Genomic DNA, 16,220 nt, shown 5'->3' with positions numbered 1-16,220 from the left:
CGATGCGTATCACCACCAACATGGTCTATGACCGCAACATCTCCTCGCTGAACGGCGCCAACGAGCGGCTGAGCACTGCGTATGAGCAGCTGATGACCGGCAACAAGTTCAAGACGGCGGGGGAAGATCCCTCCGGCATGAGCCAGAAGCTGGCGCTCACCAAGGAGATCGATCTCTTCAAGCAGTACGGGGTCAACGGCAGCCTGCTGGAAAACAGCCTGGGCCACGAGGAGACGGTGCTGACCGCCCTCAACACCGCCATGACCAGTGCCCAGACCCTGATCCAGAAGGCGAACGACTCGGCCGTGGGGTACGAGGATCGCCAGGCGATTGCCAGCGAGCTGGAGGGGCTGCAAAAGCAGATGTTCGACCTGATGAACAGCAAGAACTCCCAGGGCGAATACATTTTCGGCGGCAATCAGAGCAAGACTCAACCCTTCATTCAGGATGCCAGTGGCAATTATGTCTTTCAGGGGGATACTGGCCAGCGCAACATTCAGGTGTCGCCGACGGTACAGATCCCTGCCAACGATTCCGGCTTCAACCTGTTCGAGATAGTGCCGACCCGCAGAACCAGCAGCGCGGGGAGCGCCAATATTCAGGTAGGGGTGGCCGATCAGGGCCACTTCGACAGCTTTTATCGCAACAACTACGACCCTTCGCTTGCCAGCAACCAGTATACGGTGAATACCATCGCCGGCACGCCGGATACCTATGAGATCAGGGATGGCGGCGGTGCCTTGCTGCAAAGCGGTGACTATGTGGCGGGCAACAAGATCCCCTTCAACGGGCTGGAGCTGACTCTGTCGCTGCCGGCGGGGGGCGCGGCGCAAAACTTCGTGCTGGACCCGCCCCAGAACAACAACATCCTCGATGGCATGTCCGATTTCATCACGGCGCTGCGGGATCCCAACATCACGCCGGATACCTTCCAGCTGAAGGTGGCGGATGCCACCGCCCACATGAAGAATGCCCGGCTGAACGTGGATCAGGGACTGGGGGAGATTGGCGGCAGAATGAACGGGCTGGAGCAGGTGATGGGCTCGAACGAAGGGCTGAGCACCTTGAACCAGCAGGCGAGGGCCAAGGTCTCCGAAGCGGATCTTTATGAGGTGATTGCCACCCTGTCAAAAGAGGATGCGGCACTGAGCGCCACCCAGCTCTCCTTCAGCAAGATCAGCAAGCTGACCCTGTTCGACTACATTCGTTGACCGGTCACCCATCGCTCGCGGCCCTGATGGCTGCGAGCGATGGTTACCCGCTTGGCCCCTGTTTTTCCCGCTCGTTTATCCTCATTCAACTCCCCATGTCGGCCAATTGTAACAAGCTGTTGCCACAGGCTATTTAGCGCATGGCGACGGGTTGACTCCTATTGATCATTCGATAATCATGCAGCCCGCACGACAGAGGGTTGTGCGCATATTTGCAGCATCTCGTTAGGCGAGGCTCCTGTATAAACACAGGCCACTGATCTCACGACGTCCAGAGACGCCCAAGATCAGGACAGTTTTCATCGGATTAAGGTGTAAACCCAAGTGGCTTCCGGCATGCCGGATACGTTATGCAGTGCTAAAGCTGGTACGTGGGGATGATGACACGCCGGACGGCGTCATTTCCTGCCTATTACTCGTCAATCAAATTGCTGTTTTCTTTCAGACGGCGACGGATCACCGTTCGCGCTCAGGCTTGCCTGAAATCACATGAGGTCATTTGTGATGAAGAAAACACAGACTCTACTCAATCGTCATCAACTGCTCGATCTGGCTGCCCTGCAGGGCTGGCTGGAGCACAACCTGGATCCGGTTCAGCGTGCCGACCAGCTGCTGACCTTGCGTCCGGAAGAGCTCAACTGCATCTTCGATACCCTGCCCACTGCCGATGGGGCGGCGCTGCTCAGTTCGTTGTCTGCTGACTGTGCCGGGCGCCTGCTGATGCGGCTGCATGCCAGCATCGTCAGCGTGTTGCAGGGGGCCATGCCCCGTCGCGACATGCTGGCCATTCTGCGCCGGCTGGGCAGCAGTGATCGCACCATGCTGCTTGCCCGCTTCCCGGAGCAGGTGCAGTCCACCTTCTACTCCCTGCTCGACTGGCCGACCGAATCGGTGGGCGCCAACATGCGCCACGAATTCCTGGCCATCGGCGATCAGGAGACGGTGGGCAGTGCCAAGCAGCTGATCCACGATGCCTGGGACAACGCCCAGCTGTTCCAGAACCTCTATGTGGTCAACAACGACCACCGCCTGCTTGGCAGCATCTCGCTCAAGTCCCTGCTGATTGCCGACCCGCAACTGCCGGTGAGCGAGTTGATGGACCGGGAGACGGTGCGTATCAACGCCCGGGCGGATCAGGAACTGGCCGCCCGCTTGCTGATCGACCGCGACATTTCGACCCTGCCGGTCGAGGATCAGGGCAAGTTGGTGGGTATCTTCCACGTGGACGATGCCGCCGACATCCTGGAGCTCGAATCCACCGAGGATGCGGAGATGCAGGGTGGCTCCTCGCCGCTCGACACTCCCTATCTGCAGGCGACCCCCTGGCAACTGTGGCGCAAGCGGGTGGGCTGGCTGCTGATCCTGTTCGTGGCCGAAGCCTACACCGGTACCGTGCTGCGGGCGTTTGAAGAGCAGCTGGAAGCCGCCATCGCGCTGGCTTTCTTCATTCCGCTCCTGATCGGCACCGGCGGCAACAGTGGTACCCAGATCACCACCACCATAGTGCGTGCCATGGCGGTCGGGGAGGTGAGCCTGCGCAACCTCGGCACTGTGCTGAAAAAGGAGATCTCCACCGGTCTGCTCATCTCGGCCGCCATCGCGCTGGCCGCCTGGGTACGGGCCTGGAGCCTGGGGGTTGGTCCCCAGATCGGCATGGTCGTTACCCTGACCATCATCGCCATCGTGCTGTGGAGCGCCACCGTCGCGTCTGTGATCCCCATGGTGCTGCGTCGCTTCCGCATCGACCCGGCCGTGGTATCCGCCCCCTTCATAGCCACCCTGGTGGATGGTACCGGTCTCATCATCTACTTCGAAATCGCCAAGTTGCTGCTGCCCGAGCTGCAGTAAACCGCCATCCCGAAAATGCAAAAGGCAGCCCGCGGGCTGCCTTTTTTGTTTCGCCGAGCCGGCGTCAGCCGAGCTGGAACAACAGTGGCCAGCCCTGCTCCTGACAGTAGCGGTGCTCCTTCTCCAGATTCTGCATCAGCAACTTGTTCTCGTCGCACCAGTCCAGTGGCAGGGTGACCACCAGCTGATCGCCGGCGGCCTGCACATGCCAATCGGGCAGCAGGTTGTCCTGGCGCCTGTGGTGGGCGGCAACCGCGAGGCGCAGGATGCGGATGCAGCGCAGCACCGTCTGTTCGTCGTGGTTGGGCAGGGAAGGGAGCTCGGAGAGCTTGAGCCCCTTGCGGTGAAAGCGTACCAGCGCGGCCAGCAGGGCCTGATCGTCCTGGTTGAAGCCGGGCAGGTCGGTGTGCTGCAGGATATAGGCGGAGTGGCGGTGAATGCCGCTGTAGTTGATGGCAAGGCCGATCTCGTGCAGGCGCGCCGCCCAACCGAGGATGGCGCGATAGGGTTCCTCCGGCATCTCCCAGGTGCCGCTGAGCAGATCGAACAGGGTCAGCACGCTCTGTTCGACCCGGCCAGCCTGACGCTTGTCGATGCGATAGTGGGTGGAGAGCGCCAGGGCGGTGCGCTCGCGAATGTCGTGGTGCTGCAAGCGCTCCTCGAACTCGTACAGCAGTCCCTCACGCAGGGCGCCATCGGAATAGTCCATCCGCTCGATGGGCAGCGAGGTGAAGAGCCCGAGCAGGATGGCCACCGCGGCGGCAAACACCTCCTGACGCTCCTCGGTGAGGCCGGCCAGCTTGAGATCGCCGACCCGCTTGTGTCTGATCATCTCCTGCTTGAGCCGCTCCAGCCCGGCCAGGGTGATGGCGCCATCGGTCCACTCTTCCCCCTGCAACACATCGCGCACGGTGCGGATCGAGCCGGAGCTGCCGAGGCAGCTCTGCCAGCCCAGCTTGCGGTACTGGTTGATGATGGGGGCGAGCTGGTGCTGGGCCTCCAGCACGGCATTGTTGAAGGCTTTTTCGCTCAGCTTGCCGTTGGCAAAGAAGCTCTGGGTGAAGCTGACGCAGCCCATCTTGCGGCTGGTGAGCGCCTTGTGATCGAAGCCCTCGCCGATGATGAGCTCGGTGCTGCCGCCGCCGATGTCTACCACCAGTACCTGGCCCTCGATGTGCTGGGTATGGGCGACCCCCTGATAGATGAGGCGCGCCTCCTCCTGGCCGCTGATGATCTCGATGGGGTGGTTGAGCACCTTGGCCGCCTCGCTCACGAACTCGCGGGCGTTGCTGGCTCGGCGCAGGGTATAGGTGCCAGCGATGCGGATCTGATCCGGCTTGATGTTGGTCAGCCGCTCGGCAAACAGGGCGAGGCAGTCGAGGCCCCGGGTCATGGCTTCGGCAGACATGCGGCGCTGGCCGTCCATTCCCTCTGCCAGCCGCACCCGTTCTTTTATCCGATCGACGATCTGCAGCCGTCCCTCGGTGAGGCGGGCGATGACCATGTGAAAGCTGTTCGAGCCCAAATCCACGGCGGCGTACAGGCTATTGTCCATTGTTTGACTCTATGCGTTTGAGGTAGTCGTAAATCGCGACCTGGGAACGGATCTTGCGGCGATTGCCCCGCTTCACGTATTCGTTCTTCTGGTCGGCATCGATGACCCGCGCCTTGCAGGTGTCACTCAGTTGTAGCTCGAGGATGTCGAGGATGCGCTGCTTGAGCCGCTCGTCATAGATGGGGGTGCCCACCTCGATGCGGCCGTCGATGTTGCGGCTCATCCAGTCGGCGCTGGAGATATAGAGCTGGGGATTGCCCTTGTTGTGGAACACCATCACCCGCGGATGCTCGAGGAAGCGGTCGATGATGCTGATCACCCTGATGTTGTCGCTCAAGCCCGGCACGCCCGGACGCAGGGCACACATGCCGCGGATGATCATCTGGATGGGCACCCCGGCCTGACCGGCGGCATAGAGCCGGTTGATGAGGTCTCTGTCTACCAGGTTGTTGATCTTGAGGGTGATGCCGCTCGGCTGGCCCGCCTTGGCGTTGGCCAGTTCGTTGTCGATGAGCCGGTAGAGCTGACGGCGGCTGTTGATGGGGGAGACCAGCAGGTGGTTGAACTTGTAGCGCCGATAAGGGTATTCGATGTACTCGAACACCCCCTCCACCTCGGCGGTGATGTCCGGGTGGCGGGTCAGCAGGGAGAAGTCGGTATAGATCTTCGCCGTCTTCTCGTTGAAGTTGCCGGTGCCGATGTGGGCGTAGCGCACCGCCTCACCCTGTTCGTGACGGGTGATGAGGCAGAGTTTGGAGTGGATCTTGAGGCTCGGTACCCCGAACACCACCTTGACGCCGGCATCGGTCAGGATGTTGGCCCAGTCGATGTTGGCCGCCTCGTCGAAGCGGGCGCGCAGCTCCACCACCACTGTCACCTTCTTGCCGTTGTTGGCGGCGTCGATGAGGGAGTGGATGATCCGTGACTTCTTGGCCACCCGGTAGATGTTGATGCGAATGGCGCTGACCGCCGGATCGAACGCCGCCTGGCGCACCAGCTCGGTGAAGTGGTGGAACTTGTGGTACGGGTAGTAGAGCAGTATGTCCTGCTTGGTGATGGCGTCGAAGGCGTTGACGAAGCCATCAAAATCGCGGCAATCCAGCGCCGGCAGCTTGGGGTTTTCCAGATAGTCCCGGCCCACGTTGGGGAAGCCGATGAAATCCTTGAAGTTGTGATAGCGACCGCCCGGCATGATGGCGTCGTAGGAGCTGATCTGCAGCTTGAGCTTCAAGAAGCTTATCATGGCCGCCGGCATCTCCCGCTCGTAGACGAAGCGCACCGGCATGGCGGTGAGGCGCTGCTTCAAGCCGTCACTCATCTTGTCCACCAGGCTCAAGTCCAGCTGGTCGGAGAGATCGTATTCGGCATCCCGGGTCAGCTTGACCGCGTAGGCGGCTATCTCGTCGTAGTCGAAGAAGCCCTTGAAGATCTCGTCGAGACAGAAGCGGATGACGTTATCCAGGATGATGATCTGCTTCTTGCGACGGGTGCCCTCCGGCGGCAGCTGGAAGAAGCGGGGCAGATCGTCGGTCGGCACCTCCACCAGCGCGTACTGGATCACCTGACCGTTCTTCTTCATCTCGATGGCCAGATAGGTGTACTCGTCTTTCAGGAACTTGACCGGGTTGACCTCCTTGTTGAGCAGGATCGGGATGATGTGGCGCAGCACCTTCTCCTTGAAGAAGACCCGCAGCCACTGCTGGATGGACTCGGAGAGCTGGTACTCGTTGACCAGGAAGATGTTGTGGCGGGCGAGCGCTATCAACAGCTCCTTGTAGGTGTTGTCGAACGCCTCGCCGAGCGCCATTACCTTCTGCTGGATGGCGCGCAGCAGCACCTTGGCCTCGTCGTCACCGCCGTGCACTTCGTTGATCAGGATGCGGCGCTTGACGTCCGATACCCGCACTTTAAAGAACTCGTCCTGGTTGGAGGAGAAGATCCCAAGGAAGCGGACCCGCTCGATGAGCGGGACCGTCTTGTCCATTGCCTCTTGCAACACCCGTTCATTGAATGAGAGCCAACTCAGCTCCTTCTCTTCATACTGCTTGTCGGTGCTCATGTGATGCCTCTGTGGTCAGGTCGCGTCTGCGCGGCAGTTATGGCGTGGAAATATGACAGATTGATGACCATTCGCTCAGTCGATGATGGCCTGATCGATGTCGACCACCAGATCGTCCGACAGCGACTCCAGCGCACTGATGAGATCCCCCAGTTCGAGTCGGGGCGGCAGCGCCACCAGGGCGTGGGCGTAGAAGAGTGGGGCGCCGGAGTGGGGGGCCGGCTCGCAGCCGGTGGTGAGGTCGGCCACGTTGATGTTGAGCTGACGCAGGATGCTGGCCACCTCGTGGACGATGCCGGCCCGGTCGTTGCCGGTGACGCTGACCATCACCTGCCGTTCCGGTTCCTGGCTGAGCTGGCCTTCGGCGAAGCTGACGGTGAGGCCGGGCAGCATCACCAGCGCCTCGCACAGGCTGCGGTAGTGCTCGTCAGGCACGCTGACGTGCAGGATGCCGGCAAATTGTCCCGCCAGCTCGCTCATGGAACTGGCCAGCCAGTTGCCCTGCTGGTGGGTGATGACGTCCGCCAGACTCTCGACGATACCGGGCTTGTCAGCGCCTATCACGGTCACGACCAATTGCTTTTGCATCCTGCTCTCCTTGGAAAATGGGTACTCCGTAGCATTGTGCCTGCTGTCACAGGCCATATGAAGCCCCGCCCACCGCAAATATGGCGAAAAAGCACCGCCGGGAGGGGGTTGGCGCCATTTCTGCACTGCCTGCGCCCGCTGCACTGCCTGCGCCCGCTGCACCGTGGTAGAGTGATGCCCCTGTTTTGTATTGTGAACCGGATAGCTCTTGTGAACGGGATGTGCGTGTATGAATAGCCTTGTCGTATCGGGATTGGTGTTGTTGGTGTTGCTGCTGCTGGCGATCTTCTGGAGCAGGGGCAAGAAGGGCAAGGCGCTGCCCTATGATCTGCAGGAGACTCTGTTCAGCCCCGCCGAGCGCTCCTTTCTCGGCGTGCTGGATCTGGCGGTCGGCGACCAGGCCCGGGTCTTTGCCAAGGTGCGGGTGGCCGATGTGCTGACGCCGGAGACGGGCATGGGCAAGAGCAAGTGGCAGCAGGCGTTCAACAAGATCAGCGCCAAGCACGTGGACTATCTGCTCTGCCACCCCTCCGATCTCTCCTTCATCTGCGCCATCGAGCTCGATGACAGCTCCCATCGTCACCAGAAGCGCAAGGTGCGCGACAGTTTCCTCAAGGCCGCTTTTGACAGCGCCGGTCTGCCGCTGCTGCAGATCCCGGCAAGCAGCCATTATCAGGTCGAGGAGCTGCGCGAACAGATCCTGCCGCTGCTAAGCGGCCCCCGCCGCGCCCCGGATGAGGATCTGCTGCCAGGTGATCGCCGCGAGCCCACCTTCAGCCCCCTGCAGCTGGATCGGGTCGAGGTGGAAGAGCCTCGCCATGGCGGTCGTGCCCCGGCCGTGGCCCCCATCAAGGCGATCGTATCGCCGCGCAGTGCACCGCTGCCGGCGGCCGACGCCGAGCTGGTGGAGAATCTGTTTGCCGAGGTGGAGGAGGATGAGGAAGCGTATCCCCATCAGGTGCCGCACTGCCCGCGCTGTGATGCGCCGCTGGTGGAACGGGAAGCCAAGAAGGGCCCCCATGCGGGCCGGCTGTTCCTGGCGTGCAGCCGCTTCCCTGAATGTCGCTACGCCGCTCCCCATACTCACGCCCGCCATTGATCCCCACCTCCTGTTTGCGGCCTGCTGCCGGCCGCAAGCAGGCGCACCTGCTCGTGTTCTTGCCTCTCTTGCTTGCCCGCTGTCTGCCCACCGTACCCAAAAAAAGAGGCGACAAAATTTATCTTGTTGCGCCGTTGGGTCGATAAACTTAGGTGAAATGCGACAAATTTTGACAATGCGTCGGAATTTTGGCACTTTGTGCATCCTGCATAAAGTGCGTGGCTTGACCACATAAGCACAATAAAACAATAAGTTACGTCGAGAATAGAGGGATGGATATGATGGCAATGGGAGTGTTGATTGTTGACGCCGATGCGCAGCGGCGCCAACAGTTGGGGACAGTTCTCTCGTTCATGGGGATCCCCTGGCAGGACGTTGCCGAGGGCGATCTGGATGTGGCCATCGAGTCATCCGGCCCGCTGCAGGGGGTGTTGACCGGTTCCCTCAACGGCCGCCCGCTGGGCGAGCTGCTGACCGGATTCCCCCGGGTGCCTTTCCTGTCGCTGGTGGAGGCCGACTTCCCCAACAGCAACTTCATCGGGGTGGCCGAGGCGCCTTTCACCTACGAATCCCTGACCCGCCATCTGCACTTTTGCCAGGCCTTCGTCTCCCTCCATCCCCGTCAGCAGACCCACGACAAGGGTCAGGCGCTGCTGCGGCTGCTGGTGGGCAAGGGCAAGGGGATCCAGGAGGTGCGTCGGCTCATCAGCCAAGTGGCCGAGACCGATGCCAACGTGCTGATCCTCGGCGAATCGGGTACCGGCAAGGAGGTGGTGGCCCGCGCCATCCATGAGCTGTCCGGCCGAAGCCAGGGCCCCTTCGTGCCCATCAACTGCGGCGCCATTCCGGCTGAGCTGCTCGAAAGCGAACTGTTCGGCCACGAGAAGGGAGCCTTCACCGGTGCCATCGCGGCCCGGCGCGGCCGCTTCGAGCTGGCACAGGGGGGCACCCTGTTTCTCGACGAGATCGGCGACATGCCGCTGCCGATGCAGGTCAAGCTGCTGCGGGTGCTGCAGGAGCGGTTGTTTGATCGGGTTGGCGGCGGCAAGCCCATCCAGGCGGATGTGCGCATCATCGCGGCCACCCACCGGGATCTGGAAGCCATGATCCGTACCCAGGGTTTTCGTGAAGATCTCTACTATCGCCTCAACGTCTTCCCCATCGAGACCCCGCCGTTGCGGGATCGGGCCGACGACATCCCGCTGCTGCTGCAGGAGCTGCTCAACCGCCATGCCGAGCTGCATCAGGGGATGATCCGCCTGACCCAGCGCGCCATGGAATCCCTGATGCAGTACCCCTGGCCCGGCAACGTGCGCGAGCTCTCCAACCTGCTGGAGCGGCTGCTTATCCTCTATCCGCAGCAGATCGTCGACGTGGCTGACTTGCCGAGCCGCTATCGTCTGCTGCCGTGCGAGCCGCGGGACGAGCGGCTGACCGAGATGGACGAGCGCGATGCGCTGGCCGCCGTGTTCCAGGATCCGCCCGAGCTGGATCTGCCCGCCAGCCACGCCCGCGCCATGCAGCTGCCGGAGGAGGGGGTCAACCTCAAGGAGATGCTGGCCGACCTGGAGGTGGAGCTGATCCGCCAGGCGCTGGAGTCCCAGGACGGGGTGGTGGCCCGCGCCGCCGACCTGCTCGGCATGCGCCGCACCACCTTGGTGGAGAAGATGAAAAAATACGGGATGAGCAAGGAAGCATAAGGGTCAAAGCCTTGACGCCTAGCTTCAAGGCTTTGATTTTACATGTGAATTTTAGTGGCATGGAAATTGAATAAGCTGACTCAGTCGCCAGTTTGAGGTCAGCTTTATGACAGCCCAGCCGCAGGATACCCCGCTCCAGTCTCACGAGGTGAGCCAGCTTTACGCCATCTTCACGGCGCTGCCTACCGGTGTCTTGCTGCTCGATGGCGAGGGCCGGATCACCCGCGCCAACCCGGCCGCCAAGGCGCTGCTGGGGGAGCCGCTGGAAGGCCAGGCCTGGCGCCAGATCATCGACCGCTGTTTCCAGCCCCGCGAGGATGACGGCCACGAAATTTCCCTGCGCGATGGGCGCCGGGTCCAGCTGTCGACCCAGCCGCTGCCGGATCAGCCGGGCCAGCTGGTGTTCATCAACGATCTGACCGAAACCCGCCAGCTGCAAGATCGCATCAACCACATGAAGCGGTTGTCCGCCCTTGGCAACATGGCCGCCTCGCTGGCCCACCAGATCCGCACGCCGCTCTCCGCCGCCATGCTCTATGCCGCCAACCTGGCCAACCGCACCCTCAAACCTGAATCCCGCAGCCAGTTCCAGCAAAAGCTGATGGCGCGCCTGCAGGATCTCGAGAAACAGATCAGCGACATCCTGCTGTTTGCCCGCAACGGCGACAACCAGGTGGTGACCCCGACGTCGGTGCAGGGGTTGCTGGCCGAGGTGCAGGCTGGCGCCGAGGCATTTTGCAGCCAGCAGGGCTGTGAGCTGCACATGGAGGCACCGGAGCCCGATCTCTGCCTGCTGGCCAACAGCAGCGCGCTGGCGGGGGCGGTCAACAACCTCATTGCCAATGCCCAGCAAGCCGGCGCAACGTCGCTTCTGGTGAGTGCGGTGCGCAGCGGCACCCGGGTGGAGCTGCGCATTCTCGACAATGGCAAGGGGATGCCCGCTCACCTGCTGAGCCAGATTTTCGAACCCTTCTTCACCACCCGCTCCCAGGGCACCGGCCTTGGGCTGGCGGTGGTGCAATCCGTGGTCCGTGCCCATCAGGGCGAGGTCAGCGTGGCTTCGGTACCCGGCGAGGGAACCTGTTTTACCCTGTCGTTCCCCCTGCACCAGCAAGCGGTGCAGCTGGGGGGTGTAGCATGAGCGTCAGGCTAGTGGAAATGAATATTGCAGCGGCCAGGTTGGCTGTGGTGGGAGGTGTAGCATGACTCAGGCCCGGATCCTGGTAGTGGAAGATGACAATGGCCTGCGCGAGGCGCTGGTGGATACCCTGTTGCTCGGCGGCTATGAGTGCCGCGAAGTGGACAGTGGCGAGCGGGCTTTGCTGGCCCTGTCGCGCCAGAGTTTCGACATGGTGATCTCGGATATCCAGATGGGGGGCATGGATGGCCTGACCCTGCTGGCCAACATTCGTCAGCAATATCCCCAGGTGCCGGTGCTGTTGATGACCGCCTACGCCAACATCGACGGGGCGGTGCGTGCCATGCGCGAAGGCGCCATCGATTACCTGGCCAAGCCCTTCTCGCCCGAGGTACTGCTCAACCAGGTCAGCCGCTATGTGCCGGCCCAGAAGGTGGAGAAGCGGGCCGTGGTCTACGGCGATCCCAAGACCGCCGAGCTGTTCCAGCTGGCGACCCGGGTGGCCAGAAGCGAGGCCACCGTGATGGTGACCGGCCCGAGCGGGACGGGCAAAGAGGTGCTGGCTCGCTACATCCACGACAATTCCAGCCGCGCCGAGCAGACGTTCGTCGCCATCAACTGCGCCGCCATTCCGGAAAACATGCTGGAGGCGACCCTGTTCGGCTACGAGAAGGGGGCCTTTACCGGCGCGGTACAGGGCTGCCCCGGCAAGTTCGAGCAGGCGCAGGGGGGTACTCTACTGCTCGACGAGATCACCGAGATGGATCTGGGGCTGCAGGCCAAGCTGCTGCGGGTGTTGCAGGAGAAAGAGGTGGAGCGGCTCGGCAGCCGCAAGATGATCCCGCTCGACGTGCGGGTCATCGCCACCAGCAACCGGGATCTGAAAAAAGCGGTGCAGGACGGCCTGTTTCGCGAGGATCTCTACTACCGGCTCAATGTCTTCCCGCTGCGCTGGACGGCGCTGTGGGAGCGTCCCGGCGACATACTGCCGCTGGCGGAACACCTGCTGGCGCTGCATGCCGGCCAACAGGGATTGCCGACGCCGCAGCTCACAGAACCCGCGCGCGCGCGGCTGCTGGCTCACCCCTGGCCCGGCAACGTGCGTGAACTCGACAACGTGGTGCAGCGCGCCCTTATTCTGAGCCCGGATGGCCTCATCGGCTGTGAGCACCTGATCCTGGAAGAGGTGGAGGAAGAAGAGATCCGCCTTGTCGGCAGTGAGCGCAGCAGCGGCAGCGAACACCTGGGCAGCGAGCTCAAGCAGCAGGAGCACCAGATCATTCTCGACACCCTGCAGGATTGCAACGGCAGCCGCAAGGCGGTGGCCGACCGGCTCGGCATCAGCCCGCGCACCCTGCGCTACAAGCTGGCCCAGATGCGCGAGGCGGGGATCGATCTGCCGGCCTGAAGCCATTCCAGGCCCTGCCATGGGCCGCAGTGCGGGAGGCATCATGGTCTTGGCGGCTAGCCTCGATTATCATGGGGCCTCGGCGTTATGAGCCCGATTCCTGTCTGCATCGCAGCACAGGGGTCGGCGCCTTTATAAGGGACCCCTATGATCTCTCATCGAAAACTCGAAACCGTACTCAACCATCTGCTCGAACCGCATGCCATCAAGGATTACTGCCCCAATGGCCTGCAGGTGGAGGGGCGTGAGCGCATTCGCAAGGTGGTGACCGGCGTCACCGCCAGCCAGGCCCTGATCGATGCGGCCGTGGCCGCCGATGCTGACGCCATCCTGGTTCATCACGGCTACTTCTGGAGCGGTGAACCGGCCCAGATCACCGGCATGAAACAGCGCCGCATCAAGACCCTCTTGGCCCACGACATCAACCTGTTTGCCTACCACCTGCCGCTGGACGTGCACCCCGAGGTGGGCAACAACGCCCAGCTTGCCAAGCTGCTCGACATCAAGGTGCGCCGCGGCCTCGAGCCCTGGAACAGCAAGAGCGTCGCCATGGTGGGCAAGTTGGAAGAGCCCATGAGCGGGTCTGACTTTGCCAAGCTCATTGCCGAGCGGCTCGGCCGTGAACCGCTCCATTGCGGCGACAGCGGCCCCGAGCTTATCCGCTCCGTGGCCTGGTGCACCGGCGGCGGCCAGAGCTACATCAATCTGGCGGCGGAGCAGGGCATCGATGCCTTCATCTCCGGCGAAGCCTCCGAGCAGACCATCCACACCGCCCGCGAGATGGGCATGCACTTCTACGCCGCCGGTCACCACGCCACCGAGCGTTACGGCGTCAAGGCGCTGGGGGAGTGGCTGGCGACGGTGCACGGGCTGGATGTGACCTTTATCGATATCGACAATCCGGTCTAGGGCCGATTAGCCGCGTCGCGGGGTAACCGGACGTGACTGCAGCAAGTGCGCTGGTAGATAGAAATAACAAGGGAGGCCTGGGCCTCCCTTGTTCTATTTTGCATGCTGTTGTTAGCGGTTACTCGCTGGCATAGCCTGCCGGGCCAAGCAGCTTGCCATCGAGCAAGGCAGCCCCTGCTCGCATCTGCAAGCGCCCTTCACAGAACCACTGCACCACCAGCGGGTAGATGCTGTGCTCTTGTACCTGTACTCGGGCCGCCACCTCGTCGGCACCATCCCCTTCGAAGATGGGGACGCGGGCCTGCAGGATCACCGGGCCGCCGTCGAGCTCTTCGGTGACGAAGTGGACGCTGGCGCCATGCTCGTCGTCGCCGGCCTCAATGGCACGCTGGTGGGTGTGCAACCCCTGGTACTTGGGCAGTAGGGAGGGGTGGATGTTGATCATCCGCCCGGCAAAGTGTCGCACCAGGTCGGCACTCAGGATCCGCATAAACCCGGCCAGTACCACCAGATCTGGCTGATAGTCCGCCATCAGCGCCAGCAGGGCGGCGTCATACTCCTCCCGGCTGGCAAACTGCTGCTGGGCGAGGATGGCGGTGGCCACCCCCGCCTCTTTGGCACGCACCAGACCATAGGCATCGGCCTTGTTGCTGATGACGCCGACCACCTCACCGGCAATCTTGCCACCGGCACAACTGTCGAGGATGGTCTGCAGGTTGCTGCCGTTGCCGGAGATCAGCACCAGAATGCGTTTCATGGGGGAGGCCATTTGGCTGTTGATCCGGTCATTCATTGAATGATGACCTGCTCCTCACCATCGGCCGCCTTGGCGATATGGCCGATATGCCAGGCGTTCTCGCCTTCGGCCTTGAGCAAGGTCAGCGCTTTTTCCAGCTGATCTGCCGGCAGGGCGATGATCATGCCGACGCCGCAGTTGAAGGTGCGGTACATCTCGTGGCGGGTGACGTTGCCGGCCTGCTGCAGCCAGCTGAACACCGCCGGCCATTGCCAGCTCTGCTCGTCGATCACCGCCTTGGTGTTGGCGGGCAGCACGCGCGGGATGTTCTCCCAGAAGCCGCCACCGGTGATGTGGGACAGGGCGTGGATCTCGCACTCCTTGATGAGCTTGAGCACGGGTTTCACGTAGATGCGGGTCGGCTCCAGCAGGGCATTGGCCAGGGTGGTGTCACCCAGCGGCTGCTGCACGTCGGCCTTGGAGACTTCCAGGATCTTGCGCACCAGCGAGAAGCCGTTGGAGTGGGGGCCGCTGGCGGCCAGGGCGATCAGGGCATCCCCTTCGCCGACCTTGCTGCCGTCGATGATCTCGCTCTTCTCCACCACACCGACGCAGAAACCGGCGATGTCGTAGTCTTCCCCTTCATACATGCCCGGCATCTCGGCGGTCTCGCCGCCCACCAGGGCGCAACCGGACTGCTCGCAGCCGGCACCGATGCCGGTGACCACGGCCGCGGCGGTATCGACGTCCAGTTTGCCGGTGGCATAGTAGTCGAGGAAGAAGAGGGGCTCGGCGCCCTGCACGATCAGGTCATTGACGCACATGGCCACCAGATCGATGCCGACGGTGTCGTGCTTCTTCAGGTCGATGGCGAGGCGCAGCTTGGTGCCCACCCCGTCGGTACCGGAGACCAGCACCGGCTCCTTGTAGCCCGCAGGGATTTGACACAAGGCCCCAAAGCCGCCAAGACCACCAAGGACTTCAGGACGACGAGTGCGCTTTGACACGCCCTTGATACGTTCAACCAGTGCATTGCCGGCATCGATATCCACGCCAGCATCCTTGTAGCTCAGTGAGGTTTTGTCAGTCACGCGTATTCCCCGTCATATAAAGAAGTGGAGGGTAAAATTCGGGGCGTATTCTAACAGTGGCGGTGAAAAACCAGAAAGGAAATCGTTTGCGCGTTTTTGGGCGGAAATGCTCTACAAGCGGCGGCTTTTGTTGTATGATTCCGCGATTTTTTTGCGGCAGTTAGAGGAGATAATAATGAAAGTCGTTGAAGTCAAACACCCCCTGGTCAAGCACAAGATCGGTCTGATGCGTGAAGGCGATATCAGCACCAAGCGTTTCCGTGAACTGGCCAAGGAAGTGGGCAGTTTGTTGACCTACGAAGCGACCTCTGACTTCGAAACCGAGAAGGTTACCATCGATGGCTGGAATGGGCCAGTGGAAGTTGACCAGATCAAGGGCAAGAAGGTCACCGTGGTGCCCATCCTGCGTGCCGGTCTTGGCATGATGGATGGCGTGCTGGAGCACATGCCGAGCGCCCGCGTCAGCGTGGTCGGCATCTACCGCGACGAAGAGACCCTGCAGCCGGTTCCCTACTTCGAGAAGATCGTCAGCAACATCGAAGAGCGTCTGGCGCTGGTCATCGACCCCATGCTGGCCACCGGCGGCTCCATGATCGCCACCATCGACCTGCTCAAGAAGAAGGGCTGCCAGTCCATCAAGGTACTGGTGCTGGTTGCCGCACCGGAAGGCATCAAGGCGCTGGAAGCCGCTCACCCGGACGTGGAGCTGTTCTGTGCCTCCATCGACCAGGGCCTGAACGAGAAGGGCTACATTGTCCCGGGTCTGGGCGACGCCGGCGACAAGATCTTCGGCACCAAGTAAGCCTCGATCGCCTCATCGCGCGCCAGCAGGCGCGCAAACGGAGCCGGCACCCCGCCGGCTCCGCTGTTTCTCCCGC

At 62.2% G+C, this 16,220-nt stretch carries 13 protein-coding genes and 1 riboswitch; of the genes, 8 read left to right on the top strand and 5 right to left on the bottom strand.

The window, feature by feature from the left end; all coding sequences use genetic code 11:
* Positions 1–2 precede the first annotated feature (2 nt).
* Together flgL and mgtE are read left to right on the top strand one after the other, a co-directional pair.
* Entirely contained in the window at positions 3–1,211 is a 1,209-nt protein-coding gene (gene flgL / locus QLG02_RS00700) for a flagellar hook-associated protein FlgL (protein WP_017410419.1), read from the top strand.
* 214 nt (positions 1,212–1,425) lie between these two features.
* Positions 1,426–1,595, top strand: a riboswitch (M-box (ykoK) riboswitch).
* Between the two features lie 120 nt (positions 1,596–1,715).
* Positions 1,716–3,059 carry a magnesium transporter gene (gene mgtE / locus QLG02_RS00695; RefSeq protein WP_011706633.1) on the top strand — a complete coding sequence of 448 codons (1,344 nt, stop codon included), beginning with the start codon at positions 1,716–1,718 and terminating at the stop codon, positions 3,057–3,059.
* 64 nt (positions 3,060–3,123) lie between these two features.
* Here mgtE and ppx read toward each other — a convergent pair whose 3' ends face one another.
* From ppx to QLG02_RS00680, 3 genes are all read right to left on the bottom strand, one after another.
* The gene (gene ppx, locus QLG02_RS00690) at positions 3,124–4,614 is read right to left on the bottom strand and encodes an exopolyphosphatase (RefSeq protein ID WP_282464240.1); all 1,491 of its coding nucleotides are present in this window, start codon (positions 4,612–4,614) and stop codon (positions 3,124–3,126) included.
* Positions 4,604–6,673 (bottom strand): polyphosphate kinase 1, encoded by a 2,070-nt coding sequence (ppk1, locus tag QLG02_RS00685; protein ID WP_016351316.1) that lies wholly within the window; start codon positions 6,671–6,673, stop codon positions 4,604–4,606. Before ppk1 ends, ppx begins: the two co-directional genes overlap by 11 nt.
* A 75-nt stretch (positions 6,674–6,748) precedes the next feature.
* Positions 6,749–7,261, bottom strand: coding sequence for an ACT domain-containing protein (locus QLG02_RS00680; protein WP_016351315.1), 513 nt, complete (start codon positions 7,259–7,261; stop codon positions 6,749–6,751).
* A gap of 229 nt (positions 7,262–7,490) precedes the next feature.
* On the opposite strand from QLG02_RS00680, the gene QLG02_RS00675 reads away from it, so the two are divergent.
* From QLG02_RS00675 to QLG02_RS00655, 5 genes are all read left to right on the top strand, one after another.
* Complete coding sequence (locus tag QLG02_RS00675; RefSeq protein WP_282464239.1) at positions 7,491–8,360, top strand: DUF2726 domain-containing protein; 870 nt, start codon at positions 7,491–7,493, stop codon at positions 8,358–8,360.
* Between the two features lie 278 nt (positions 8,361–8,638).
* Positions 8,639–10,060, top strand: coding sequence for a sigma-54 dependent transcriptional regulator (locus QLG02_RS00670; protein ID WP_017409846.1), 1,422 nt, complete (start codon positions 8,639–8,641; stop codon positions 10,058–10,060).
* A 106-nt stretch (positions 10,061–10,166) separates the two neighbouring features.
* Complete coding sequence (locus QLG02_RS00665; protein WP_024944839.1) at positions 10,167–11,201, top strand: sensor histidine kinase; 1,035 nt, start codon at positions 10,167–10,169, stop codon at positions 11,199–11,201.
* Between the two features lie 61 nt (positions 11,202–11,262).
* On the top strand, positions 11,263–12,606 hold the full coding sequence (locus QLG02_RS00660; protein WP_077095382.1) for a sigma-54 dependent transcriptional regulator: 1,344 nt from the start codon (positions 11,263–11,265) through the stop codon (positions 12,604–12,606).
* 147 nt (positions 12,607–12,753) lie between these two features.
* Complete coding sequence (locus QLG02_RS00655) at positions 12,754–13,515, top strand: Nif3-like dinuclear metal center hexameric protein (protein ID WP_042033345.1); 762 nt, start codon at positions 12,754–12,756, stop codon at positions 13,513–13,515.
* A gap of 118 nt (positions 13,516–13,633) precedes the next feature.
* On the opposite strand, the gene purN is transcribed toward QLG02_RS00655, so the two are convergent.
* Together purN and purM are read right to left on the bottom strand one after the other, a co-directional pair.
* The gene (gene purN, locus QLG02_RS00650) at positions 13,634–14,272 is read right to left on the bottom strand and encodes a phosphoribosylglycinamide formyltransferase (RefSeq protein WP_039213228.1); all 639 of its coding nucleotides are present in this window, start codon (positions 14,270–14,272) and stop codon (positions 13,634–13,636) included.
* A gap of 32 nt (positions 14,273–14,304) precedes the next feature.
* Positions 14,305–15,342, bottom strand: a complete 1,038-nt coding sequence (purM, locus tag QLG02_RS00645) for a phosphoribosylformylglycinamidine cyclo-ligase (RefSeq protein ID WP_073350871.1) — start codon at positions 15,340–15,342, stop codon at positions 14,305–14,307.
* Between the two features lie 175 nt (positions 15,343–15,517).
* On the opposite strand from purM, the gene upp reads away from it, so the two are divergent.
* On the top strand, positions 15,518–16,144 hold the full coding sequence (upp, locus tag QLG02_RS00640) for a uracil phosphoribosyltransferase (protein ID WP_005302745.1): 627 nt from the start codon (positions 15,518–15,520) through the stop codon (positions 16,142–16,144).
* Positions 16,145–16,220 lie beyond the last annotated feature (76 nt).

It is taken from the genome of Aeromonas sp. V90_14, assembly GCF_029967615.1.
GTDB lineage: Bacteria > Pseudomonadota > Gammaproteobacteria > Enterobacterales > Aeromonadaceae > Aeromonas > Aeromonas hydrophila.
The sequence above is the reverse complement of the archived record's forward strand: the minus strand, read 5'-3'. Positions and strand labels throughout refer to the sequence as shown.

Coding starts and splice junctions, on each gene's coding strand:
- flgL (WP_017410419.1), top strand. CDS start 3: ATGCGTATCACCACCAACATGGTCTATGACCGCAACATCTCCTCGCTG.
- mgtE (WP_011706633.1), top strand. CDS start 1,716: ATGAAGAAAACACAGACTCTACTCAATCGTCATCAACTGCTCGATCTG.
- ppx (WP_282464240.1), bottom strand. CDS start 4,614: ATGGACAATAGCCTGTACGCCGCCGTGGATTTGGGCTCGAACAGCTTT.
- ppk1 (WP_016351316.1), bottom strand. CDS start 6,673: ATGAGCACCGACAAGCAGTATGAAGAGAAGGAGCTGAGTTGGCTCTCA.
- QLG02_RS00680 (WP_016351315.1), bottom strand. CDS start 7,261: ATGCAAAAGCAATTGGTCGTGACCGTGATAGGCGCTGACAAGCCCGGT.
- QLG02_RS00675 (WP_282464239.1), top strand. CDS start 7,491: ATGAATAGCCTTGTCGTATCGGGATTGGTGTTGTTGGTGTTGCTGCTG.
- QLG02_RS00670 (WP_017409846.1), top strand. CDS start 8,639: ATGATGGCAATGGGAGTGTTGATTGTTGACGCCGATGCGCAGCGGCGC.
- QLG02_RS00665 (WP_024944839.1), top strand. CDS start 10,167: ATGACAGCCCAGCCGCAGGATACCCCGCTCCAGTCTCACGAGGTGAGC.
- QLG02_RS00660 (WP_077095382.1), top strand. CDS start 11,263: ATGACTCAGGCCCGGATCCTGGTAGTGGAAGATGACAATGGCCTGCGC.
- QLG02_RS00655 (WP_042033345.1), top strand. CDS start 12,754: ATGATCTCTCATCGAAAACTCGAAACCGTACTCAACCATCTGCTCGAA.
- purN (WP_039213228.1), bottom strand. CDS start 14,272: ATGAAACGCATTCTGGTGCTGATCTCCGGCAACGGCAGCAACCTGCAG.
- upp (WP_005302745.1), top strand. CDS start 15,518: ATGAAAGTCGTTGAAGTCAAACACCCCCTGGTCAAGCACAAGATCGGT.